The sequence below is a fragment of the Methanobacterium formicicum genome (genome assembly GCF_029848115.1).
Taxonomy (GTDB): domain Archaea; phylum Methanobacteriota; class Methanobacteria; order Methanobacteriales; family Methanobacteriaceae; genus Methanobacterium; species Methanobacterium formicicum.
Window position 1 is genome coordinate 70,001 of record NZ_JARVXG010000057.1, and the last position, 22,500, is coordinate 92,500.

Consider the following 22,500-nt stretch of genomic DNA (forward strand, 5'->3'; position numbering starts at 1 on the left):
AGTTTAGCAAACCCCCTATCACAAATATCAAAATTTGAATCATTATCTCCACCCCATTTCCCAACCGGCCTAAAATAAACGTTAAATCTAGAATCTTCTGCAAGGGGAGAAATTTCATTGAAAAGATTACCCATAGAGGGCAAAGTATCATTATTGAAGTTAATTCGGATAGTTACATTGAAATCGCCATTTATTTTCCGCATTTCCATCAAATTATCAATTATTTTATCGTAAGTTCCTTTATTATTTTTTAATTTTCGCATTTTATTGTGATAAGATTTATAACCGTCAAGAGTTATTTGAAAACCTTTAACTTGACGTTTTAAAAGAGATTTGACAACATCTGGCGTTAAAAGATAACCATTTGTAGTCAAAAAACTAAAATAAGGGACATCATCACAAATATCAATAAATTCATCAGAAAGCTCGTGAATTATATCCAAAGCAAGTAATGGTTCACCACCATACCATGAAACTATAAATCTATTATAATCATTTATCTTTTGTTCAACTAAAGCCTTAATTCCATTAACAATGTCTGCTTCCATCCTACCTCTTTTAAGTTTTTCATAACAATATACACAACGGAAATTACATCCTTCATGCGGGAGGATTATTATATGTAATCCATATTCACGCTCATGATCCAATAATTCGCAAACCTTTGATGTTCGTCAATTTCTGATGGCACGAAGAATCCATTTTCACAGAGCTCTTTCAAATCAGGATCGCTAAGTTGTGTTTTTTTAAAACCATTTTTTAGATATTTTTTAAGTTTTCTAGACTTTTGAGGAGGTATTTGAGCAATTGCACCCATGAAACTGTTATGAAGAAGAACATCTTTGGAATCAGACTCTATAACTTTAGTATATCTCGATAATTTCCATCTTTCCACATCATTCACCTCATTAATTTATGGGCCTATTAATGGATACTGCTTCTAGTGTTTTTGAGGGTGAATCAAATAATATATTTATATAATAAATATTAATTATTATAACACAATATTGCTTAATGAATGCAAATTTTAAGCTTTTAATTAATTTTATTATAAATTTGATCTATAATATCATTTTAAGGCGCAAATTATAATTATTTTACTATTTTAAACTTAAATAATAAGTTTATATAATAATAACTTCATAAATTAAGATATTATAAATATCAAAATTAATAAAAAAATATTTGACCAAGCCCTGCCCCCTTAATAGAATAAAATCATTTTTCCAATTTTTAATCATAATAAATAAAAACCTAATATCTTCTCCCCCACAGATCTTCCTCATGCATAAGATTTTCATCTGCCTGAGTCATCATGACAAAAATAAGGCTCTTGAAACCACTTATAGATGCACACCAGTCCCCCCAGCTAAACAGATGAAAACAAAATATATGTACATATTGCCGAGGAAATAGATAAGGTAGGCTATTTCTCTCAAAAATCGTGATGGGGCCCCTTCAACAATAAAAGTAAGTGTTCTATTAACCACCAGTTATAATAATTCATTTGAACTTTTTCTAACCATTTTTTTATTCCGAGCTGTGGCTTCACACTCCAGTTGAGGTATTTGAGTGTAATTACCAGCTCGAAGGTCTTTCCTGACTTTTTCCAGTATCTCATTGCGATTAAGCTTGTTCTGACTTACATTCATTTCCTTACAGAAATAGTAAGTGAATGCTCCATGCCACTCACCATCAATGTTGGCATCGGCACTGGTTTGATCGGCGCGACAAGCAGCCCATAATATATGTTGAACCATTCCTTTCTCTAAGAGTGATTTATTCAGTCCTCGTTGCCGTTTCCCATCAACTCTTTTAAATGCTTCCAGGGATGGTGGAGGTATGTATCGTGTTTGGCGGCCAAATAAGAGATCTATTGCTTTAAGCCCTGTTCCACTATGACATGTGTCCAGATATACCTCCAGAACTACATCTTCAGGGATTTGAATAAAAAGATCTCTAAGTTCATCATCTACAATTATGTGATTAGAGTCCCAGTCATCTCCGTTTTGAGCCAAGTCATTGGGGCAAAAAGCCTCATCAACACGATCCGGTTCATCCCCACTTAAATCAGGGACTTGAGTTCCATGACTGGACATAGTAAATATTATATGACTATATTTACCTGATTTAGCCCCATGCACCATCTCTTTTAGATTTTTCATTATATTGGTCTTGGTTGCCTTTGTATCAGTTAATTTGACTATGTCAACAGCTTGGAATCCAAGCAAATTCTTTAATAATTTTTCCATATCGTTGGCATCATTCACACAACCCCTTAATGCGGCTGATGGGAAGTTTTTGAAATTGTTTATTCCTACACAAAGTGCTCTTTTACCTGTCATTAATTTCACCCCTAATTTTCATCAATTCAAATCATGATTTTAGATAATCAATGCTTCTTAATGTAGATCTCAAATTTTAGTAATAAATATTTGTATTCATTATTGCATAATATTGCATAATATTGATGATATAAATCAATATTTAAACCTTTTTTTATTTTAATATCTAATTATATCTTTAATTCTATCATAAAAACATATATTTCAGTTTTTATTATATATAAAGATTATAATTTAATATTAATTATATTATTTTCATAATTTTAAATAATATTATAAAATAAGTTAACTTTCATCAATTTAATACACAAATAAAATTTTCCATGAAAAATTTATATCTTGCTAGCCTGTTTGTTCACTTTTTAAGGTAAGGATATAAGGAAGTTCACACTATCTATATAAGGAAATTAAGATTCTATTAATGACAAGTTTATCCAATCTGTGAGGGTCACCATGACTAAAATAAGGATAATTGAAACCGCTTTTAGAGATGCGCATCAATCTCTCCTGGCTACAAGAATGAGAACCAGAGATATGCTCCCCATTGCTGAAGAAATGGACAAGGTGGGATTTTTCTCTCTGGAATGTTGGGGAGGTGCCACCTTCGATACCTGTATCCGCTACCTTAACGAGGATCCCTGGGAAAGATTACGGAGTATCAAAGAGCTGGTAAAAAAAACTCCACTACAGATGCTCCTCCGTGGACAAAACCTGGTAGGTTACAAGCATTACCCCGACGATGTAGTGCGAAAATTCGTGGAAAAATCCTATGAAAATGGGGTGGACGTTTTCCGAATATTTGACGCCTTAAACGATGTCCGTAACATGGAACTGTCCATTAAAGTTGCTAAGGAACAGGGCGCCCATGTGCAGGGGACAATCAGTTATACCACCAGTCCCTACCATACCCTGGAAAAATACGTGGAACTGGCCAAGGAGCTGGAAGCTCTGGAATGTGATTCCCTGGCTATAAAGGATATGGCTGGACTAATATCACCACACGATACTTATGAACTGGTTAAAACCCTTAAAGAAGAGACTGACCTTCTCATAAACCTGCACTGCCACTGTACAAGCGGTATGACCCCTATGAGTTATTACGCAGCCTGTCAGGCTGGTGTTGACCTCCTGGACACTGCCATATCCCCTTTAGCATGGGGTGCTTCCCAGCCACCTACAGAGAGTGTGGTTGCTGCCTTGAAGAATAACCCCTGTGATACAGGATTGGATTTGAAACTTTTAAATGAGATCAAGAAGTATTTCGAGGAAATACGAGAAAAATACAGTGGAATTATAGACCCAATTACGGAACGAGTGGATACTGATGTGCTACTCTATCAGATCCCGGGAGGAATGCTTTCTAACTTCGTATCACAGCTCAAGGAACAGAACGCCCTGGACCGTTACGAGGATGTTCTCGCGGAGGTGCCACGGGTACGAAAAGACCTGGGTTACCCTCCCCTGGTTACTCCCACCAGCCAGATTGTGGGTATCCAGGCAGTTATGAATGTTCTTGGCGGAGAAAGGTATAAAAACCCTTCCAAAGAAGTTAAAGAATACCTCAAAGGGTTCTATGGAAGGCCACCAGCACCCATTGACCCGGAAGTCGCCCATAAAATCATTGGGGATGATGAAACCATATCCTGCAGACCTGCAGACCTGCTGGAGCCTGAACTGGAAAAATTCCAGAAAGAAGGAGAAGAAAAGGGGATAATCAACAAAGAAGAAGATGTTCTAACCTTCGCCCTCTACCCGGCGGTTGCTCCAAAATTCCTCCGGGGTGAAACAGAGGAAGAACCACTAGCTCCACCAAAATCCGAGGCTGCTGCTACAACCCCCTCGACCATACCCACGGAGTATCAGGTGGATGTTGATGGTGAAAGCTTCCAGGTTAAAGTGGTTCCCACAGGATATCTGGAAATTGAAGCCTCTGAAATGGCCAAACCTTCCGGTCCAGTGGAAGGTGGTGTGATTTCATCCATGCAGGGAATGATCCTGAAACTAAAGGTGAAGGAAGGAGACAAAGTTTCAGAAGGTGATGTGGTGGCTGTTCTAGAAGCCATGAAAATGGAAAATGACATTCACTCCCCAGAAACCGGAACTGTCCAGGAGATATTCGTGGATGAAGGAGATACAGTGGGTGCCGGGGATACCCTGATGGTTATTAAATAAATACACCATCAAATCCCATTTTTTTAATAAATATAATACCAATCCATTCATATTTTTAATAAATAAATCACAACACCTAATTTCTACTTTTTAGCCTTATATTCCTTTTAAATAGAATATAAAGCAATATATAATAATGTAACAAACATTTATCTTAAAAAAAGGTTTAAAATAAATTTGTAAAAAAAATTATTTCAGTATCCTATCTTATTACCATTAAGTTCCAAAAAGTATTTCTTCAACTTCCTGAGCCTTTAATTCCATTTCAACAAGTATTAAACCTATTTGAGCTCCGGTCTCAGTTAAAACGGTGAATATGGCCTTGGAACCAGCAGGTATTAACACAATGGTACCTTTCTCTGTTTTCAGAGATATTTGACCAACAGCACCAGTTTTCATCTGGGTGGAAGCAGCTTCGGCAGCCCCCATTATAGTGGAACAAAGTGCAGAAAATATGCGAGCATCTACATCCGGTGGAGTTCGGGAACTGATGAGAAGACCTTCTTTTGAAACAATGGCACAGGCCTTTATTTGACCTACCTGCAGGAATGATGATAAAACATCGTCTAATTTTTCCTTTTTAGTTTCCATAGTGAACCTCATTGTAAAATATGATCATAAAAAATCACTGGCTCTCCAACGAACCTTCCGGATCATGGTTTATTTCCACCGAGAAGTGGCAGAATGAATAACCACTGGCCCAGCATCTTACTTCTTCGGCAAAAACTTCTTTATGAGTCAATTCCTTAAGGATACCGATGATTATGCCGGTTTCAAAGTAGCAAACTGGTTCCCCAATGTTGGGTAACCCCACACAATCAATACATTCATAAACCATTATATCCATCTTTTTTCCATTATTTACGTCTTTTTCCGCAAATATATCCAGAATACCTAGTTTATATTTGTCAAAAACTGGGGCAAGATCCTTCACACTTTTAATGAGCCCTTTTTGCACCAGTTGTGAACCGAATTCCATACCACCAACCAGATCAGTACCATGACCGCATTTAACCATTGATACCGGTTTTTTTAATGTTCCAAATCGGAAGGTAGTGACATAAATAGAGTCCCAATCATTTTCAACATCTTTACTTAAAAAAGGACGTTCCGGATGGATTAAATCATCCCAATCCAGTTCATTTGTGGGATTTCGGGGCCCGATGAATTGGCCATTTATCTTTTTTTCACCAGCCATCTCCTCTTTAACCTTGGCACGATAATAATCAATGGCCTTTTTCAGTTCATCTCTTTTCATTGAAGTCTCACCCTATTTAAATAACCTGAACTTAAACTGGGATATCCTGTGTTTTCTATTTTTTTTATAGACCAAATAAACTTAACCCCCAAGAAAGGTTAGGTTACTCCTATATTCTCTACCAGATGCATCACAGTTAATAATCATGATTTTATAGTTAGTAAAAAAGATCTTAAGTTTGCTAGGAGAGATGGTTCATGAGTTTGGAAAAAAGTTATTCTCGAAAAATATCATCCAAGGAATCGGAGAATGGTTTCATATTCGTTTTAAAAGATAAGTTATCATTTTTCCCACCACTGGGAGAAGTTTTCACCCTTAAATTTGAAGGTTTAACCTGCAATGTCCAGTTAGAAGCATATCCCTGCGTTTGCCGAGGCCCAGATAAACCACACGAACATTATTTCATCCCATGGAATAACTTACAGACCGGAGATAAAGTGGAAATCAAAAAAAAATCCATCCAAAGCTCAGGAATATTCTTTAAAAATAATTAAAAAAGATATGGAAAACTAGAATAATGTTCGGGGAAAAGGCAGTTATGTGGCGTACTCTGTCTTGTCTTCGACACCCGCGATTTTAAAGGCCCTTTTACGTCTCATGCATGATTCACAAGTCCCACAATGTTTTTCTCCACCAAGGTAACAGGAATAACTGAGATTCATTGGTGCTTCAATTTCATTTCCCAGTTTTACTATATCTTCTTTGTTCATCTGGATTAAGGGGGCTTCGATCTCCACTTCATCCCAAGAACCAATTTCCAGAACACGGTTGAAGGCCTCTAAGAATTCTGGAGAATTATCAGGAAAAGTCACTGCTTCCTCTAAGTCCCATCCTACAATTATTTTCTCTGCACCCTCTGCCTCGGCAAATGATAAGGCAATGGCAGTGAAAACCACATTTCTACCTGGAACCCAGACTTTCCGGGCAGTTTCATCACATACTTCTTTATTATCCAGTTCATCCATTTTTAGCTGGGGAACCTCTCCTTTGCTGGTTAACACTGATCCTCCTAACTGGGCCAGCCAGGGAAGCTTGATAACCGTGTGATCCATACCTAATTCTTCACATATTGCCTTCGATGATTTAATTTCTGTCTTTGCACTTCTCTGACCATAATCAAAGGTTAATGCGTGAACTTTATAACCTTTTACAAGTAATGAAGTTGCTACAGTGGAGTCTAACCCTCCAGAAAGTACGGATATTGCCTTTTTAGATTTTATCATGGAATTTATTCTCCCCACATAATTAGACTTTAGTCCTTAATCTATACGATTAAAGTTACTCACTATATTTATAAAATTAAGGTTACTCATTTAGATTACTATTTGTGAATTTTACTGTTTGTGGATTTATAGTCTAGCCACAGTTGGAATAAAATCTGAAGGGTAAAAGGAGGAGTTTTAACTGGGATTAGACCCGGTTAAAATTATTAAACTCCCTTAATTTCTCAAAGTTTTGGTAGGGAGAAAGATAATATGAAGTCTCGGATTCCTTTACTTTTCCCTGGGCATCCATCAGGAAGTAGGCAATTATGGCCCCACCACTGTGAAGTATTTCGTTTCCCAAAAACCTTCTTTTAGTCTGGTTATTGCCCCCGGCCTTCACTACCTTCAGGTAAAGTATGTCGGCACCAGATTCCAGGTGTAAACCCAGAATTTCCCCTTTCATCAGTTTTTCCAGCCGACTTACACCTGTTTTTTCATCAACAGAAGCCAGAGCAGTTTCAATTTTTTCATAAACCGCGTTTAAGTTCTTTAAATTTTTAACATACTCCTGCTGGGATGTATCACCACTTAAATCAGCTATTTCCTGGTCGGCTTTGCTTTTACATCTTTTTAAAAGTGATACTTCTGTTAAAAATTTATCAGGGATGTCGGTAAGGAAGGGAGGATATATGGGGTCTATTTCATGCTTCAGGGATCGGATCAATTCTGCAATTAGCGCCTCCTTAACCACTTCCACATCCACTCCCTTGATATCCACATCAGTCCTGAACAGGGAGGCAAAATCAACTATGGAGCTTAAAAGTGTTGATGCCCCGGAAATGGGATCAATTGACAGGGCCCTTATATCCTTCCCTTCAACTTCCGCTTTAATTGCGGTTTTAGATTTAAAAACTCCTTCATATTCCTCTTTTAAAAACAGCAGCTGTTTTTTGAAGATCTTATAGGAAAAATAGTTGTTGATATCTGCTTCATCACTGATCACTACAGCGTTAATTTCCGGATATTCCTTTTTGATTTTGTCACTTATATTAGACACAATTTGGGTGATGGCCTGGTAAGCCAAGATATGGCACTCAATATTAATGCTTTTATCGGCAGTTATGGTGCCTTCCGGGGCTTTCACATCAAATGTGGGTAATTTAGCTTCCAGAGTAGCCTTCTGAGCTTCGGCAATTGTTTTTTGTTGTTCGGCCAGTGTTTGTGCCTTTTCCATTTCTGAGGGGTTTAAGGCATTTTTAGCCTCAGCAATTTTCTGTTGCGCTTCATAAATCTTTTTCTCATTCTCCACCCGCTTGCATTTTTGTTCCACCTCAGCATCGGACAGTTCACTCAAATCATCATTGGACATTTCTCATCACCCCGTTTACCCTTCCTTAGTTCAATATGTACCTATTTTGTTGTTTCATATAAACATATTTTTAGGTAATATATTAATCTCCATTATGTAGATTCCATTTGATTTCCCATTACTATAAAAGTTATTCTTATTTTTTATTTAAAATAAAGCTACAAATACCCATATATCGTCCCATAAAATGATTATTTCTCTTAATTTCATTGGAAGGGATTTTATCCTCTGAAAAAGTCCAGTTGAGAAAGTACAATTAAAAAAATACAATTAAAAACTACGGCTAAAAAAAATGAAATAATCTAAAAAAGTACAGTTAAAAAGGTATCTGTTGATTTATAAATCTTATCACATCTTTTAAAGGAACTTGAATCTCTTCTGAGACTTTACGAGCATCTTCATATTCAACAGTGACATTTACTATTTCTTCACCAATCTTGGCAACTTTTAACCGCACTGTCCTGATTTTTCCATCAAAATCAACTTCAACTGGAATTATCTCCCGGTTTACAATGTTACGATGAACATAAGGAATGGTTCTAACCCCTAAAGTACCCGTTTCCCGGATTATAGTTTCAAGAAGAACATTATTCATATGGGATTTACTGATTACTCTTAAAAGATGTCCGGGACGGTTTTTCTTGGCTATGGTAGGAATTATAGTAACATCCAGGGCTCCCTCTTCCATGAGTCGGTCTACAGTATGCCCCAGCACTTCCCCGGTAACGTCATCCAGATTTGTTTCTAAAATGGAAATTTTATCCGTGGGGAGGGGAGAGTTACCCAGAACTATCCTTAATACATTGGGAAATTCCAATTCCAATTTTCCAGCACCATAGGCCACTTTGCTGTTGGTTATCAGGGGATAGAACTGCGAGAATTCATCGACCATGTTCACCATTAAAGCTGCCCCGGTGGGGGTGGTTAGTTCCTGACTGACTGGACCTCCCAATGCCGGGATATTTTTAAGGATTTCCATGGTTGCCGGTGCAGGGACAGTGAGATTCCCGTGATCACTTTTTATCCGGCCCCCTCCAAGGGCCGGGGGGAGTCCATAAATTTTTTTCCCATTTAATCCCAGTTCATGAAAGGCATAGGAGGCTCCCATTATATCGGCCACAGCATCAGCTGCTCCCACTTCATGGAAATGTATTTTATCCATATCTACTCCGTGAACCTGGGATTCTGCTATGGCAATTGTTTTGAAAACTTTTTTAGCAAAATTCAAAATGGTAGGTGTTACCTTCTCGTGTTTGATACCATCTAAAGTTTCCAGGAGTTTAGGGTAACTTATGGCCCGGTGATCTGCACATTCAACATCGACCCATGTGGCCTGGATCCCGGCTTTATCCACCAAGTCTACCTTCACCTTCACCTGGCCAAAATAGGAGCCATAGTATTCCATGACTTCTACAACTGATTCTTTATCTGCTCCCATATCTATAAGGGACCCTACTACCATGTTACCAGATATTCCTGCCTGTTGTGGGTCAATGATTACAGTCATGAGTTTAATCCTCCATTACTACAATATCCCGACACTTCAATGGTGTCTGGATATTTTTAGAGATGTTAATTGAATATTAGGTACCTTAATTCCAAGTTTTTACTTGTCTTTTATATTATGTGCCCTTGGTTAGAGGTATTTTATTATTGTGTATCCCTTGGTTAGATATATTCTGTGTTTTTTTGTGTGGGTTTTTAGGGAAATTTTATATAATTGATGGGGGAGTATAATAAAATTGACTCAAAACGAGGTTGTACTCATAACAATGAGGTGAATATAAATGAAGAAGAAACGTACTATTTTGGATAAGAAGGGCTTTGTTGAGAAGATGATGGAAGATACGGCTAAAGCCATTGACAGTATCAGCAAAGACATTGGAAAATCAGTTGTTGACTACACTTTCGTCCCGGGAAAGGATATTCTGGAAACAGACGATAGTGTAATTGTTCACGTGGACCTGCCTGGTATAAAAAAGGAAGACATAGACTTGGATGTCACTGAAACCAGGGTCCGTATCAAAGCGGCTTTTGACATTACTCAGGAAATCAACCGGGGAAGCCATTTAACCCTCCATGACCGAAAATCAGGAGTGGTTAGAAGAACAGTAAGACTCCCCAAAAAGGTCATACCCCAGGAAGCTGAGGCTGAATATGAAAATGGGGTCCTCAAGGTGGAAATCCCCAAACAGGAAAAAACCGAAAGTTTCAAAGTCGAAATCAAATAGGCATTCAATGCCTATTATTTTTTTTTAAAAATCCTGATTATTTTTTTTAATTCTCATCTAATTCTATTTTTAAATTCCAGTTTTAGTTCCCGATTCGTATCTTCAATCTACATCGCATTTACGGGGTAGATCTACCATGTGGAATGAGTAATAACGGCTGAAACCACAATCTCGGCATCTTATTTTAATATCGAATTCATCCACTTCGATATCGTGGATGGTGGCGTCACCACAGTTGTAGCAGTTGGCTCCCTTTTTCAGTTTCCATTTTTTCACAGCCAATCATCTCCCCTCCTTTTCCACTCCTTTTATAAGGTAGTAACGGGCTGCACCACAGTTGGTACACCAGATTTTAGCCTTGCTGGTATCAATCCTTATCCTTTGGACTGAATTTTCTCCACAATAGAAACAGGGTACTTCTTTTTCAAGTAACCATGTTTCTACCCTTTCCTTTTCATAATCACTGTGGCTGACTATGATTCGGCGGATAGGAACCTCTAAAATAGTATATTTTTCACCCTCCAGAGCCTGCATTACGGATTCTACTATTTCATCCGTTTTTTCCTCATCTACCACACTGCAAACCAGCACGGCATCGGTGGCATAGTCCTTGATTAGTCCAATGGCTGATTTTGGGTCCTCTTTAATGGAGAATCCCTTCCAATCTTGGGGAGACATTCCTTTATATTCCAGGATGTAAAATCCAGTGATGCCCGCATCAGCAAGGGCATTCATAGCTTTTCCCAGGTTTTCTACCTCTACGAAGACTCTAAGATGGACTTTCAGTATAACACCCCCATACCTATATTAATGCCCCAAAAACTGTTATTTGAGAATATAAGATTGAGTTAAGCCCTATATTCCCTTTCTATCACCTTCTAATAATTCCACTGTTATTTATATCATCAATCATCTAAATATTTATTCGTTCAAAGAGGTGTAGGTAGAACACTGATTTACCAGAAATAACTACATCTGTCACAACCAAAGTAAGATAAATGAAAGTGAGGTAGGAGTAGATTCCCCTTACTTAGAATAACAGATCCCCACTTATTTAGAAAATTCTGGGGAGGATTTGTGCATAATATTATAGATTAGGGTGTTTTAATGGAAAATAATAATGAATCCAGGTCAATTTACGATTTTATGCAGGAAGCCGGTGTTGAATTACCACAACTGGTAGAAGCAGGGTTGGAACTTTTGGCTGGTGTGGAGAAAAATGAAGAGCTGGAATTGAGACTGGAAAAGCAGATCAGGAAGTCACTGGAAGACATAAATGTAGTAGTTCTGATTATGGCAGGAATTCGCGTGGAGGAAGATTTACTTCATCACCGGATAGAAGGTGTGGATGTAGATGATGATCCGGCCTATCTTTATACAGATGAAGTTTTAGGGATGGCTATTGCCAATCAAATCGCAGGCACTAAGGCAATTTTTAATTTTAAAAGGTATGATGAAGCAAAGCCTGGAATCATTGCTACTTTAGGACCCATGCTGGATGATGTTTTTGCTGGTCTGGTGGCCGGTTGTATGTCTAAAATTTTTGAGGAATGAAAAAATGTCCCCGCAGAGCCTTAATGAAAGTCCCCCAGAGGATGGGGGTAAAAAAGAGGTTAAACCTCCCCTCAGTGGGCATGGTTTTCTGGGCCTGGTATCATTCTCCACCATCCTACCCCTAAATGTTCACAGCACCATTCAGGAAATGGCAAGGTTCACCTCTATCTGGCCAATAATTGGGGGTTTCATTGGAATTATTGCTGGGTGCTTCGGCTGGCTACTACTTTATGGGTTACATCTATCTCCCCTCTTATCAGCGGCACTGGTTTACAGTTTAGCCATTGGTTTAACTGGTTTCCATCACTTGGATGGGCTGGTTGATTTTGGTGACGGTCTCATGGCCCATGGAGACCCCCAGCGGAAGATAGAAATAATGCGTGACAAGCGGATCGGTACCGGGGGTCTGGCCCTGCTTTTAACTGTTTCTCTGGTTACAGTTACATCCATTGCCTCCTTACCTGCAATTTACATTTTACCCGCCATCTTTGTATCGGAAGTTGCAGCCAAACTCAGTTTGGTAAGTTGTGCAACCTTTTCCCAACCACTGCCCGATGGCACTGGTCAGTACTTCATCCATAACATGGACGGGAAGCTTCTCACCGGATCCGTGGTTTTGACCATTATCTTAGGCTTTTTAGGTTTCAACTTTATGACCGTCAACAGTAACTACATCGGAGTCATTGGAATACTGGGTGGTCTTGTTTCCGGATTGATAATGGTTTTTATCACCCGTAAAAATTTCAAATGGACTAATGGAGATATTCTGGGAGCATCAAATGAGATGGGAAGGATGATGTCCCTTTTATTTATGGTTATATTAATTTCAGGAAGTGTTTATTAATGGAAGTTAAAGTTTTACGACTGGATCACCGTCGGGTACGTGATGCCCGAATCACCACTCATGTTTGCCTTACTGCACGAGCACTGGGAGCATCCGGCGTGTTTTTAAGTGGAGATCACGATAAAAAGCTCATGGAAAATGTTCAGGACGTGGTAAAACGTTGGGGAGGCAATTTCCAGGTTGAATACCGTAAAAACTGGGGAAATCTCCTGGAAGAATGGAAAAATAAAGGGGGAGAAATAGTTCACCTCACCATGTACGGAGAACAGGTACAGGACGTAACCCCCAAAATCAGGAGTTCCCCCCGTGATAAACTGGTGGTGGTTGGTGGTTCCCGGGTTCCAAGTAAAGTGTACCAGGAAGCTGATTGGAACGTTTCCGTGACTACCCAGCCCCACTCTGAGGTTTCATCCCTGGCCATATTCCTCCACATGCTCTACGAGGGCAAAGAACTGAATATGGAGTTTGAAGATGGAAATATGAAGGTTATACCCTCAGCAAATGGTAAAAACGTGGTGATGAATAGTAAAGAAGATAAAAACGATAGTTTGGATGAAAAAAAGATTACCAGAGATGAGTAAAAAAACATCCCCCTATTATCTTTAGGTCATTTTAATTCGGATTATTTTATCATCACCATTCTGGGGCACTCCCCGACCATCACGGTTGGAGGTGGTGATGTAAAGGTATCCCTGGTGTTCAACAGCCTCTCGAATCCTCCCCAGTTGAGTTAAGGTAGCTTTTTCTCCCATAATTGATTGTCCATCCGTAGAAAGGGTGAGTTTTCTCAGTTGAGTTCCCCTTAAACCGGCAACATAGAGCGCTCCATGGTAATAGGCTATCCCTGAAGGAGCAAGTGTTAATTCCGTGTACGCCCTCATGGGCTTTATATAACCGGTGCCCGTGTTGTTGCCCTCATAAAGGGGCCAACCATAGTTTCCTCCCCGGGTTATGATGTTTATCTCATCATTTTTGTTTTGCCCGTGTTCAGAGGCGTACATTATCCCGGAAGGACCCCAAGTTATTCCCTGGGGATTGCGGTGCCCGTAGCTGTAGACGTAGTTGCCAAAGGGGTTGTCAGAAGGTACGGTACCATCGGGGTTGAGTCGCAGTATTTTACCCGCCAGGGAACTGGTATCCTGGGCCAGGCTGGGATTGGCTGAGTCACCAGTGGTTGCGTAAAGTTTACCATCGGGTCCGAACTTCAGTCTACCCCCATCATGGATGGCTGCTGCGGGTATGTTATTCCGGATAACTGTTTCATTGGTTATCTGGTCTCCTTCCAGTTTGAAGCGAGATATGCGATTGTAATCCCCCAAAGAGTAATAAACATAGAGGTAATGGGTTGAATTGAAGTTGGGATCTACGGCGATTCCCAGAAATCCAGATTCACTATCCTGAGTTACATTAACCTGCCCCACGGTTTTGATAGAATTATTTCCATCCAGAATACTAACTTTTCCACCCCTCTGGGTGAAAATCAGTCGATAGTCCGGTAAAAAGTCAATGGCCCAGGGGACCTCCAGGTTTTCAGCCAGAATTTCCGTGGTGTAACTGGTTTCATTATTGTTCTGGGGAGCCATAAACACGAAAAACAGAAAGATGACTATTAAAATCAGAGAAATAGAAGCAATTGCCAGTATTTTTATTCTCATAGTCTACCCTATTTTATTATATTTTTTAAGTAAGATGAATTTTTTCAAAAAGAATCACATTATAATACGTTGGTCTTTAGATTATATTCAGGACCCATTCAAATAAGTTAAAAAAATAGGTTTTGAGGTTAAGTCCATGATAAAATTAGTTGATCATCTACTGGTACAGGAAAAACTCACCCTTATCCGGAGGAAAGGAATAGATGGCATCCACTTCAGGGGCGGAATCATTGAAATTGGCCGCTGGCTGGCCTATGAACTGACCAACACTCTGGAAAAGGAAAAGGTAACTGTGCAAACCCCTTTAGGAATTGCAGATGGATTTAAAATTAAAGACAAAAATGATATTGTGGTGGTAAGCGTTTTAAGGGCCGCCATCCCCTTGGTAGAGGGCATAATGCGGGTTTTCAGGAATGCCCAGTACGGGGTGGTGGGTGCCTCCCGCCGGGATGAACCCCCATTTCCAGTGGATATCAGCTATTTCAAACTACCACCAGTTGATAATCGGATCGTGGTCATTGCCGACCCTATGCTGGCCACTGGCAATACAATGAACGCCATTTTAAACCGGATCCAAGAAAAGGGCAACCCCCGAAGAGTAATCTTGTTAAATGTAATAGCATCCCGGCAGGGTATAGATCTGGTGGAAAGGGAACATCCTGATGTGGACATATATACCTGTGCCGTGGACCGTGAACTCAACTCGGACGGTTATATCATTCCAGGGTTGGGTGATGCCGGGGACAAGGCCTTTGGAAAGCCAGAAACCTGAATGAAAACCAACAAGGAATTGATTGTCATATAAAAAAAAACAATAAACTAATAAATAGCTAATAAATCGACTTTCCATGGGCCACAGCCACTATCCCTGGAAAATCATTAACTTCTAACCTATGCAAAGCCTCAATACCCTCTTCAGGGAATGCCACCACTTCTGAAGAAGTCATCCTGCTGGTAAGAAGGGCCGCAGCAGGGGGAGTGACCACAAAAATTGATCCCTGTTTTTCCAGTGATTCCTGTGTTTGTGGTGATAGTGCTCCCTTGCCAATATGCATTTTAACCCCTGCTTCCGATAGTGGGGGAATACTACCTTCTATTTCCGTTTTGTTGCTGCTGGTTGGTGCGATCCCTGCCTGACTTACGGCGGTATGCATGATGGCTGCCCCCTCAACAACAACCGGGCTTTCTCCATTTTCTATGAGTTTTACCAGGCGGGGGAGTGCAGCATCTCTACCGGTTAATATTTGACCAGTTAAAGTGATGCGATCACCCACCTGCAGGTTTTCTATATCCGAATTAGTGAGGGGAGTTTTTAACTCTTTAACTTTTCCCATAGATATTAATCCCCGGTGATGGTTTCCAGATCTTTTAAGAAGTCGTTTATGTGTTCTGCTTTCAAATGGGGCATTACTATAACCCTTATTGATCGGGGATAGGTGGCCAGGGACACCGCCCAACCCTTATCCTCCAATCTCTGGGCCAGTTCTTCAACAGTTATTTCCGGGGAACGGAAGGGTACGATATTCAGTTCTGGTTCGGTTACCAGTTCAAAGCCTGCTTCTTTAATACCTTCCTCCAGTTTATGGGTGATATCCATACAGCTGGTGGCAACTTCCCGGTATCCTTCACGGCCCAGGTGTTTTAAGAGAGCCCAGGTGGCCGCGGTTGCTGCTCCAGTTCGGGTGCCCACCACTGTAGACTGGAGATCTTCGGTGAGGTAGGGTGTTTCAATGGCCATTGCCTCCAGGTGCTTACGTTCCCTGAAAAGAATTCCCCCAGTGGGTATGGGAGCCAGTCCCATTTTATGGGGATCAATGGTTATTGAAGAAACCCCGGACAGTTTGAAATCAAATTCCGGCAAATCATATCCTGATTCTTTTAGGAAGGGTATGATATAGCCACCAAAAGCAGCATCAACGTGCAGATGAATATCCTGTTCCTGACAGATCCGGGAAAGATCCTCTATGGGGTCTATTTTTCCCAGTTCGGTGGTTCCGGCCACTCCTACAATGGCCACGGTGTTGTCACAAATCAGGTCTTCCACTGACGAAATATCCAGACGGTAATCATCATCCAGTTCTGCCATTTTCAGATCCAGGCATAACATGTCGGCTGCCTTTTTAAAGGAAAAGTGTGCAGATTTAGGGACAATGATCTCTGGATTTTCCACATTTTTCAGGTTACGGGCCGCTCTCATGGCCATGAGGTTTGCTTCTGTTCCACCAGTTATGATATGGCCATACACATCTTCTTTTCCCAGTAACTGGCCCAGCATGGTAATAACTTCATCTTCCAGGGCTTTAGTCCCGGGAAATAATCCTGGATCCCCCAGGTTTGATTCTAAAAACATGGCGTAGGCCTTAACTCCCACCGGGTGGGGACAGGTGCACATAGATCCCAGTATTCTACCGGAGCGGTGGGTGAGATCCTTTTCTTTGTATTTCCGGAGCATTTGGTATATCTGCTCCTTGGGTATTCCCTTGTCTTCCATTTTCAATCCCTTAAAAAATAATAATATATTTTAAAATAAATTGAAGGTTTAAAATAAAAAAATAAAGGATTTTTATTCCTGCATCATCTTCCGGGCTGCTTTGAGGAGGAGTTTCTGCTCCACACGGGCCACGGTTTCGCGTACTGTGGCCACAGCATCGGTGTTGGCTGAAACAGAGGTTATTCCCAGTTCCACCAGTTTTTCCACAATAGCTGGCATACTTCCCGCCTGTCCGCAGATACTGGTTTTGACCCCGGCCTTGTTACACTCAATTATAACCCGTTCAATGAGTTTTAAAACTGCAGGGTGACTTTCAGTGTAGAGATCCGCCACGTTTTCATTGTTCCGGTCGATAGCCAGAGTGTACTGGGTTAAATCGTTGGTTCCGAAACTCACGAAGTCAATACCTTCGGCAATGAAGTCTTCAATGGTCAGTGCAGCCGCAGGTGTTTCCACCATGATCCCGAATTCAATGTTCTTCTGGGGTTTAAGACCAGCCTGTCTGGCGATCTTTTTAGCCTCTTTTAACTCGTCAGGGTGCTGCACCAATGGTAACATGATTCCTATGTTGGTGTATCCCTGTTCGTGGAGTTTTTTAATGGCCTTGAATTCTGCCAGCAATATTTCTGGTTCATCCAGTTCCCGGCGGATTCCTCTCCATCCCAGCATGGGGTTGTGTTCGTAGGGTTCATCTTCCCCACCATCTAAGGATTGGAATTCATCGGTAGGTGCGTCCAGAGTTCGGTACCATACTGTTTTGGGATAGAATGTGTCAGCCACTTTCAGGATGTTTTCCACCAGTACTTTAACCAGTTCTGCTTCGTTACCCTCCTGAATGTACTTTTTGGGGTGCACTCCAGTGGTGAGCATCATGTGCTCGGTTCGGAGTAGTCCCACTCCATCTGCCCCAGTTGCCGCGGCTTTTTTAGCTGCTTCAGACATGCTCACGTTAACTTTAACTTCAGTAACTGTTAATGGTGCCTGTAATACCACACTGGGTTGTGCAGTGGTTGTTTCTTCTTTTTTGGCAGTTTCCACCAGCAGGCCTTCCCAAACTATACCCTTATTACCATCCAGGGTTACCTTGCTGTTTTCAGGTAGTATGGAAGTGGCATCTCCAGTTCCCACCACACAGGGTATGCCCAGTTCACGGGATACAATGGCAGCGTGGCAGGTTACACCACCTTCATCGGTGATTATTCCATTGGCCCGTTTCATGGCCGGTACCATGTCCGGAGTGGTCATCACTGTAACCAGGATGTCTCCTTCCTGAACTTTGTCCAGTTCATCGGTGGTTTTTATGATTTTAACAGATCCGGCCGCCATACCGGGACTGGCACCCAGTCCTTTGGTGATCACGGTCCGATCACCTTCATGCAAGGCTTCTCCTGACGCGGTTCCCATGTCCAGAGTAGTTACTGGTCTGGATTGTAGCATGAAGATTTTTCCATTTTCAATGGCCCATTCTGTATCCTGGGGGAACTGGTAGTGTTCCTGGATCCTTTTTCCCAGTTCAACCAGCTGGGCTATCTCATCTTCATTTAAAACCTGTTTGTTCTTAAGGTCCTCTGGTACTGGAACCTTCACTGTCTGACCATTTTCAGATTTCTTCTGGAACATGATGTTTTTTTCGCTGATCTGCTTGCGGAGAATTTCTCCAGTGGCTTTATCCACCCAGTAAGTGTCAGGAGTTACTGTTCCCGATACAACTGCTTCTCCCAGACCCCATGCTCCTTCTATGAGGATTTTTTCCTCTCCAGTGGAGGGGTGCACCGTGAACATTACCCCGGCTTTCTCTGCATCCACCATTTCCTGAACCACTACGGCAATGTAAACCTTGGAATGGTCGAAGTTGTTTTCTTCCCGATAAAATATTGCTCTGGCCCCAAATAGAGATGCCCAGCATTTCCTTACATATTTTATCATATCTTCCGGACCCTTAACATTGAGGTAAGTGTCCTGTTGACCAGCAAAAGATGCTTCTGGCAAGTCTTCAGCAGTTGCCGATGATCTAACGGCCACAAAGGCGTTTTCTTTTCCTATGCGGTGGCAGAGTGCGTTGTATGATTCTATGATCAGACTACTGATCTCATCAGGTATTTCAGTCTCGATGATGATTTTTTTTATTTCTCGGGCTGATTCTTGAAGTTCTTTGTTGTTGTTAACATCCAGGGCATCTAGAATATCCATTATTTTCTGGGTTATTCCAGTTTCATCCATGAACTTCTGGTAGGTGGCCGATGTTATCACAAATCCCGGAGGAACTGGTATCCCTGCCTGGGTTAGTTCACCCAGGTTAGCTCCTTTTCCTCCAGCTATGTCTACATCTTCCTTTTTTAGCTCCTCGAAAAATTCCACATACTCCATTATTACACCACTTAGGATTTTATTGGGATCTACGATTTAAGGTTATTTATTTGACTAATTCTGCTCCTTCATCAACGGTTATCCTACATGAAACAGGGAACTTCATGGCCGCTCTTCGGAGAGCTTCTTTAGCATCGATAAAGTTCTTCTTGTTGGTCTTTATGGTTAAAACTTTCTGGTTTGTTTTTACCAGTGCAACGGAGCTTACGGGTTTACCGAAAGCTTTCCTCATTCCATCCTGCACACGGTCTGCACCGGCACCAGTGGCCATGGGGTTTTCCCGGACAATGTGGTGGGGGTACACCCTTATCTTCAGGTGGTAACCCATCCTACCAGATTTACGCTGCATATACCGGTTGGTGGCTATCCTGGCAGCTTCCAGGGCATTGTGTGATAATTCGGCTTTATCTTTAAGAGCCAAGCTCACGGTTATAGGGAATTCTCCAGAGAGGTTTCCCATATCATATTGAACAATCCTGGAACCAGGAATCTTACGTATGTAATCTTTTCGAGTGTATGCTCTTACCATCTATTTATTCCTCCTTGTATAAATCGTTATTTAAAGCTTGAACATGATATTAAAGCTATAAATGTCATTTCTCGGCCTGGATAAGTAAATATGAATATCAATCAACCAGGTAGAAATCAATAGTACAACTAGTTTGGAGAATTATAATATATAAAATGATCAATCAATCAGAACTAATCTTTTATATTAATCTCAGGTGGAACTAAATTATGCAAGTTGTAATGGGAATATTAAAAATTCATCTAATTTATTTGTAGTGGTTACACCATTGGTTTCCTGATTTTTTTGTTTATCAATGAATTTATTAATCTGGAGTGAACATAAATAGGCTATACTATATTTTAGGGCATAAGTGTTTATTTTTAATAAATATGGTGGAAACTATGAAAATAGCAATAACCGGAAAGGGAGGGGTGGGTAAAACCACTTTAGCTGGTACTCTGGCCGTTATTTTATCACAAGAATACAGGGTATACGCCATTGATGCGGACCCTGACATGAACCTGGCCGGGAGTCTGGGAATACACCACTCCATAACCCCCATAGCAAAAATGCGGGATCTCATTAAAGATAGAACTGGTGCCGAACCAGGATCATCATTTGGAGAGGTTTTCAAGATGAATCCAACCATATCTGACCTTCCAGAGTCTCTTTCCACCAATTACGATCCCGAGGGCCGTCTCAAAATACTGGTGATGGGCACAGTGGATAAAGGTGGGGATGGCTGCGTATGCCCGGCATCAGTGATGTTGAAGGCCATTTTAAGAAATTTAATAATTAAAAAGGACGAAATGGTAATTTTAGACATGGAAGCAGGTATAGAACACTTAGGAAGGCGCACTGCTGAAGCTGTGGATGTTATGATTATCGTGACTGAACCGGGACTGAAATCACTGGAAACTGCCAGTCGTATTAAAAAATTAGCCACGGATATTGGTATTAAAAAGGTGGTAGCAGTGATCAACAAGGTATCCAGTGATGAGGAGGAAGATTTCGTGGCGGGAAAACTAAAGGAACTGAAGGTGGACGTGATAGGTAGCATCCCCCGGGACGATGCGGTTGTCCGGGCTGATATGGATGGTCTTCCTCTGGTAGATTATCCCGAATCAACTGCATTTCAATCTATTGAGGAAATTGCAGAAAATATTTTAAATTGTATCCCCTCTAATTAACATATAATAAAGAGGTTTCATCCTATTACAGATGGAAAAAGTTACTGGGGATATGCGTATCTTATAACCAGTAGACTATCCACGAAGGTTAAATTATGAATATTCAGGTAAACATCACCTTTCATTACCATAAGGATAAACAGGCTGAAATAGCTTTTAAATCACTTTTACCAGATAACATTGGATTTTTAGAGTCGCGACTGCAGGATAATTCTTTAATCTGTAATATAAAAGGAAAATCACTGAAGACTGTTCTCTCCACTGCCGATGATCTTATATCATCCGAGATGCTGGTGGAGAAAGTGCTTGAGATTTAATAAATAAATGTTAACCGTTTGAAAATAATATCACAATAACTAAGGATGTTATAAAAATGAAATTTACATTAAAAGGAGAAGTTTTATTCAGTAAAGAGGCTGATGAAGCCCTGGAAGACATTACAAAGTTCATTGAAGAGGCCAATCAGGACCTTTTCCTGAAAGGAGTGGCCCCTGATCAGAGGGATGATGCTTCCCAGGTGGTTAAATGGAATCTGGCAGGAAACAATCTCCATCTGGAAATAGTTTCCGGTAGAAGGGGAAGAGCACACGACGCACTTCTACGGATGAAAAAACCACTCACACAAATTTTAGGCCCTCAGTACCATATTGGTGTGCGTAAAATAACTGTGCAAGATTATAAGATTGAAATCCCATCCCCAGAAATGATTGATGTCAGCCAGATGCCCTATGTGGAGACTGCTCAATTCCAGAATGGTAAGATGGTCATTGAATTTGAAAAACTGGAAGAGGGAGACCTCAGAAAACACGTGGTGGACCGGGTGGTTAAACATGTCCTGGCCGAAACTGAGAGAATAGCTTCTGCCGAAGACGAAGATGCCGATGATATTTTAACCCGCCAGGTCACCAAAATCGAGCCTGGTACTGTAGTGGGACGCAGCCCCAAGTTTCCCGTGTTCTTTGAAGGAGACCCCACTGAAGAAGCAGCTAAACAGGGTTGGGTGAAGAAATTCCCCGGTAAAGGACAGTGGTTCTACGGTCCTAAGTTCACTGCCCTGCAGCGTGCCATTGAAGACATATTTCTGGAAGTTCTGGTGGATAAACTGGAATTTTTCGAGTGTACGTGGCCTAAACTCATACCCATACCCGTGATGAACAAGATGCGTTACCTGGAAGGACTCCCTGAGGGAATGTATTACTGCAGTGCACCTCGTCGTGACCCTGAGTTGTTTAAAAAATTCAAAAACGAGCTTTTAATCAAAAAGGAAGTTCCTATTGACCGTCTTAAGGATGGTTTGAAGGATCCTTC

The 22,500-nt window shown here is 40.8% G+C and carries 25 protein-coding genes (2 of these 25 only partly in view); 10 read left to right on the forward strand and 15 right to left on the reverse strand.

Going from position 1 to position 22,500, the window contains the following annotated elements; all coding sequences use genetic code 11:
* The 3 genes from QC759_RS10760 to QC759_RS10770 form a co-directional block, all read right to left on the reverse strand.
* A protein-coding gene (locus tag QC759_RS10760) for a radical SAM protein (protein ID WP_082055699.1) crosses the window boundary here: on the reverse strand, positions 1-650 show its 5' portion. The gene continues 427 nt to the left of window position 1, outside the view; only the first 650 of its 1,077 coding nucleotides appear in the window; it begins with the start codon at positions 648-650; its stop codon lies off the left edge, out of view.
* Positions 617-895, reverse strand: coding sequence for a hypothetical protein (locus QC759_RS10765; RefSeq protein ID WP_048072441.1), 279 nt, complete (start codon positions 893-895; stop codon positions 617-619). The genes QC759_RS10760 and QC759_RS10765 overlap by 34 nt, the downstream gene beginning before the upstream one ends.
* A 598-nt stretch (positions 896-1,493) precedes the next feature.
* Positions 1,494-2,345, reverse strand: coding sequence for a caspase family protein (locus tag QC759_RS10770; protein ID WP_048072442.1), 852 nt, complete (start codon positions 2,343-2,345; stop codon positions 1,494-1,496).
* Between the two features lie 453 nt (positions 2,346-2,798).
* On the opposite strand from QC759_RS10770, the gene oadA reads away from it, so the two are divergent.
* Entirely contained in the window at positions 2,799-4,517 is a 1,719-nt protein-coding gene (gene oadA, locus QC759_RS10775; RefSeq protein WP_048072443.1) for a sodium-extruding oxaloacetate decarboxylase subunit alpha, read from the forward strand.
* A gap of 216 nt (positions 4,518-4,733) precedes the next feature.
* Here the strand turns inward: oadA and QC759_RS10780 are convergent, their stop codons facing one another.
* Positions 4,734-5,108, reverse strand: a complete 375-nt coding sequence (locus QC759_RS10780; RefSeq protein ID WP_048072444.1) for a roadblock/LC7 domain-containing protein — start codon at positions 5,106-5,108, stop codon at positions 4,734-4,736.
* Between the two features lie 34 nt (positions 5,109-5,142).
* On the reverse strand, positions 5,143-5,775 hold the full coding sequence (locus QC759_RS10785) for a V4R domain-containing protein (RefSeq protein ID WP_048072445.1): 633 nt from the start codon (positions 5,773-5,775) through the stop codon (positions 5,143-5,145).
* Positions 5,776-5,972: 197 nt separating this feature from the next.
* On the opposite strand from QC759_RS10785, the gene QC759_RS10790 reads away from it, so the two are divergent.
* A complete protein-coding gene (locus QC759_RS10790) occupies positions 5,973-6,269 on the forward strand; it encodes a hypothetical protein (RefSeq protein WP_048072446.1) in 297 nt (98 codons plus the stop codon).
* Between the two features lie 42 nt (positions 6,270-6,311).
* Here QC759_RS10790 and queC read toward each other — a convergent pair whose 3' ends face one another.
* From queC to larC, 3 genes are all read right to left on the reverse strand, one after another.
* Positions 6,312-6,998, reverse strand: coding sequence for a 7-cyano-7-deazaguanine synthase QueC (queC, locus tag QC759_RS10795; RefSeq protein ID WP_048072447.1), 687 nt, complete (start codon positions 6,996-6,998; stop codon positions 6,312-6,314).
* A gap of 187 nt (positions 6,999-7,185) precedes the next feature.
* Positions 7,186-8,349 carry an efflux RND transporter periplasmic adaptor subunit gene (locus QC759_RS10800; protein ID WP_048072448.1) on the reverse strand — a complete coding sequence of 388 codons (1,164 nt, stop codon included), beginning with the start codon at positions 8,347-8,349 and terminating at the stop codon, positions 7,186-7,188.
* A 316-nt stretch (positions 8,350-8,665) separates the two neighbouring features.
* Entirely contained in the window at positions 8,666-9,856 is a 1,191-nt protein-coding gene (gene larC / locus QC759_RS10805; RefSeq protein WP_048072449.1) for a nickel pincer cofactor biosynthesis protein LarC, read from the reverse strand.
* Positions 9,857-10,136: 280 nt separating this feature from the next.
* Between larC and QC759_RS10810 the strand changes: the two genes are divergently transcribed.
* Positions 10,137-10,580, forward strand: coding sequence for an Hsp20/alpha crystallin family protein (locus QC759_RS10810; protein ID WP_048072450.1), 444 nt, complete (start codon positions 10,137-10,139; stop codon positions 10,578-10,580).
* 102 nt (positions 10,581-10,682) lie between these two features.
* On the opposite strand, the gene QC759_RS10815 is transcribed toward QC759_RS10810, so the two are convergent.
* Positions 10,683-10,862, reverse strand: a complete 180-nt coding sequence (locus tag QC759_RS10815) for a hypothetical protein (RefSeq protein WP_048072451.1) — start codon at positions 10,860-10,862, stop codon at positions 10,683-10,685.
* Positions 10,863-11,369, reverse strand: a complete 507-nt coding sequence (locus QC759_RS10820) for an MJ1244 family protein (RefSeq protein WP_334097687.1) — start codon at positions 11,367-11,369, stop codon at positions 10,863-10,865.
* A gap of 318 nt (positions 11,370-11,687) precedes the next feature.
* On the opposite strand from QC759_RS10820, the gene QC759_RS10825 reads away from it, so the two are divergent.
* From QC759_RS10825 to QC759_RS10835, 3 genes are read left to right on the forward strand one after another with little or no spacing between them, the layout of a single operon-like run.
* Positions 11,688-12,134 (forward strand): phosphatidylglycerophosphatase A, encoded by a 447-nt coding sequence (locus QC759_RS10825; RefSeq protein ID WP_048072453.1) that lies wholly within the window; start codon positions 11,688-11,690, stop codon positions 12,132-12,134.
* Between the two features lie 4 nt (positions 12,135-12,138).
* Complete coding sequence (gene cobS, locus QC759_RS10830; protein ID WP_048072454.1) at positions 12,139-12,978, forward strand: adenosylcobinamide-GDP ribazoletransferase; 840 nt, start codon at positions 12,139-12,141, stop codon at positions 12,976-12,978.
* Positions 12,978-13,559 (forward strand): tRNA (cytidine(56)-2'-O)-methyltransferase, encoded by a 582-nt coding sequence (locus QC759_RS10835; RefSeq protein ID WP_048072455.1) that lies wholly within the window; start codon positions 12,978-12,980, stop codon positions 13,557-13,559. The genes cobS and QC759_RS10835 overlap by 1 nt, the downstream gene beginning before the upstream one ends.
* A 21-nt stretch (positions 13,560-13,580) precedes the next feature.
* On the opposite strand, the gene QC759_RS10840 is transcribed toward QC759_RS10835, so the two are convergent.
* Positions 13,581-14,633: a PQQ-dependent sugar dehydrogenase gene (locus QC759_RS10840; RefSeq protein WP_048072456.1), complete on the reverse strand. Its 1,053-nt coding sequence runs from the start codon at positions 14,631-14,633 to the stop codon at positions 13,581-13,583.
* A gap of 136 nt (positions 14,634-14,769) precedes the next feature.
* On the opposite strand from QC759_RS10840, the gene upp reads away from it, so the two are divergent.
* Positions 14,770-15,405, forward strand: a complete 636-nt coding sequence (gene upp, locus QC759_RS10845) for a uracil phosphoribosyltransferase (RefSeq protein ID WP_048072457.1) — start codon at positions 14,770-14,772, stop codon at positions 15,403-15,405.
* A 58-nt stretch (positions 15,406-15,463) separates the two neighbouring features.
* Here upp and QC759_RS10850 read toward each other — a convergent pair whose 3' ends face one another.
* From QC759_RS10850 to rplJ, 4 genes are all read right to left on the reverse strand, one after another.
* On the reverse strand, positions 15,464-15,967 hold the full coding sequence (locus QC759_RS10850) for a fumarate hydratase C-terminal domain-containing protein (protein WP_048072458.1): 504 nt from the start codon (positions 15,965-15,967) through the stop codon (positions 15,464-15,466).
* Positions 15,968-15,972: 5 nt separating this feature from the next.
* Positions 15,973-17,124 carry a tyrosine decarboxylase MfnA gene (gene mfnA / locus QC759_RS10855; RefSeq protein ID WP_048072459.1) on the reverse strand — a complete coding sequence of 384 codons (1,152 nt, stop codon included), beginning with the start codon at positions 17,122-17,124 and terminating at the stop codon, positions 15,973-15,975.
* 72 nt (positions 17,125-17,196) lie between these two features.
* Positions 17,197-19,491, reverse strand: coding sequence for a phosphoenolpyruvate synthase (gene ppsA / locus QC759_RS10860; protein ID WP_048072460.1), 2,295 nt, complete (start codon positions 19,489-19,491; stop codon positions 17,197-17,199).
* A 46-nt stretch (positions 19,492-19,537) separates the two neighbouring features.
* Positions 19,538-20,020 carry a 50S ribosomal protein L16 gene (gene rplJ / locus QC759_RS10865; RefSeq protein ID WP_048072461.1) on the reverse strand — a complete coding sequence of 161 codons (483 nt, stop codon included), beginning with the start codon at positions 20,018-20,020 and terminating at the stop codon, positions 19,538-19,540.
* A 383-nt stretch (positions 20,021-20,403) separates the two neighbouring features.
* On the opposite strand from rplJ, the gene QC759_RS10870 reads away from it, so the two are divergent.
* The 3 genes from QC759_RS10870 to serS all read left to right on the forward strand — a co-directional run.
* Positions 20,404-21,192: an ATP-binding protein gene (locus QC759_RS10870; RefSeq protein WP_048072462.1), complete on the forward strand. Its 789-nt coding sequence runs from the start codon at positions 20,404-20,406 to the stop codon at positions 21,190-21,192.
* A 95-nt stretch (positions 21,193-21,287) separates the two neighbouring features.
* Positions 21,288-21,509, forward strand: coding sequence for a KEOPS complex subunit Pcc1 (locus tag QC759_RS10875; RefSeq protein WP_048072463.1), 222 nt, complete (start codon positions 21,288-21,290; stop codon positions 21,507-21,509).
* A 56-nt stretch (positions 21,510-21,565) separates the two neighbouring features.
* Positions 21,566-22,500 carry the 5' portion of a serine--tRNA ligase gene (serS, locus tag QC759_RS10880; protein ID WP_048072464.1) on the forward strand. Its footprint extends 616 nt past the window's final position, so 935 of the gene's 1,551 nt are visible here — the first part of the coding sequence; its start codon is at positions 21,566-21,568; its stop codon lies beyond the right edge, outside the window.

What these genes read in the sequence shown, in the direction of transcription:
- QC759_RS10840 (WP_048072456.1), bottom strand. Translation starts at nt 14,633, where the DNA reads ATGAGAATAAAAATACTGGCAATTGCTTCTATTTCTCTGATTTTAATA.
- QC759_RS10810 (WP_048072450.1), top strand. Translation starts at nt 10,137, where the DNA reads ATGAAGAAGAAACGTACTATTTTGGATAAGAAGGGCTTTGTTGAGAAG.
- oadA (WP_048072443.1), top strand. Translation starts at nt 2,799, where the DNA reads ATGACTAAAATAAGGATAATTGAAACCGCTTTTAGAGATGCGCATCAA.
- QC759_RS10785 (WP_048072445.1), bottom strand. Translation starts at nt 5,775, where the DNA reads ATGAAAAGAGATGAACTGAAAAAGGCCATTGATTATTATCGTGCCAAG.
- QC759_RS10790 (WP_048072446.1), top strand. Translation starts at nt 5,973, where the DNA reads ATGAGTTTGGAAAAAAGTTATTCTCGAAAAATATCATCCAAGGAATCG.
- larC (WP_048072449.1), bottom strand. Translation starts at nt 9,856, where the DNA reads ATGACTGTAATCATTGACCCACAACAGGCAGGAATATCTGGTAACATG.
- upp (WP_048072457.1), top strand. Translation starts at nt 14,770, where the DNA reads ATGATAAAATTAGTTGATCATCTACTGGTACAGGAAAAACTCACCCTT.
- QC759_RS10835 (WP_048072455.1), top strand. Translation starts at nt 12,978, where the DNA reads ATGGAAGTTAAAGTTTTACGACTGGATCACCGTCGGGTACGTGATGCC.
- QC759_RS10875 (WP_048072463.1), top strand. Translation starts at nt 21,288, where the DNA reads ATGAATATTCAGGTAAACATCACCTTTCATTACCATAAGGATAAACAG.
- QC759_RS10800 (WP_048072448.1), bottom strand. Translation starts at nt 8,349, where the DNA reads ATGTCCAATGATGATTTGAGTGAACTGTCCGATGCTGAGGTGGAACAA.
- QC759_RS10825 (WP_048072453.1), top strand. Translation starts at nt 11,688, where the DNA reads ATGGAAAATAATAATGAATCCAGGTCAATTTACGATTTTATGCAGGAA.
- rplJ (WP_048072461.1), bottom strand. Translation starts at nt 20,020, where the DNA reads ATGGTAAGAGCATACACTCGAAAAGATTACATACGTAAGATTCCTGGT.
- QC759_RS10850 (WP_048072458.1), bottom strand. Translation starts at nt 15,967, where the DNA reads ATGGGAAAAGTTAAAGAGTTAAAAACTCCCCTCACTAATTCGGATATA.
- QC759_RS10780 (WP_048072444.1), bottom strand. Translation starts at nt 5,108, where the DNA reads ATGGAAACTAAAAAGGAAAAATTAGACGATGTTTTATCATCATTCCTG.
- QC759_RS10770 (WP_048072442.1), bottom strand. Translation starts at nt 2,345, where the DNA reads ATGACAGGTAAAAGAGCACTTTGTGTAGGAATAAACAATTTCAAAAAC.
- queC (WP_048072447.1), bottom strand. Translation starts at nt 6,998, where the DNA reads ATGATAAAATCTAAAAAGGCAATATCCGTACTTTCTGGAGGGTTAGAC.
- cobS (WP_048072454.1), top strand. Translation starts at nt 12,139, where the DNA reads ATGTCCCCGCAGAGCCTTAATGAAAGTCCCCCAGAGGATGGGGGTAAA.
- QC759_RS10870 (WP_048072462.1), top strand. Translation starts at nt 20,404, where the DNA reads ATGAAAATAGCAATAACCGGAAAGGGAGGGGTGGGTAAAACCACTTTA.
- mfnA (WP_048072459.1), bottom strand. Translation starts at nt 17,124, where the DNA reads ATGGAAGACAAGGGAATACCCAAGGAGCAGATATACCAAATGCTCCGG.
- ppsA (WP_048072460.1), bottom strand. Translation starts at nt 19,491, where the DNA reads ATGGAGTATGTGGAATTTTTCGAGGAGCTAAAAAAGGAAGATGTAGAC.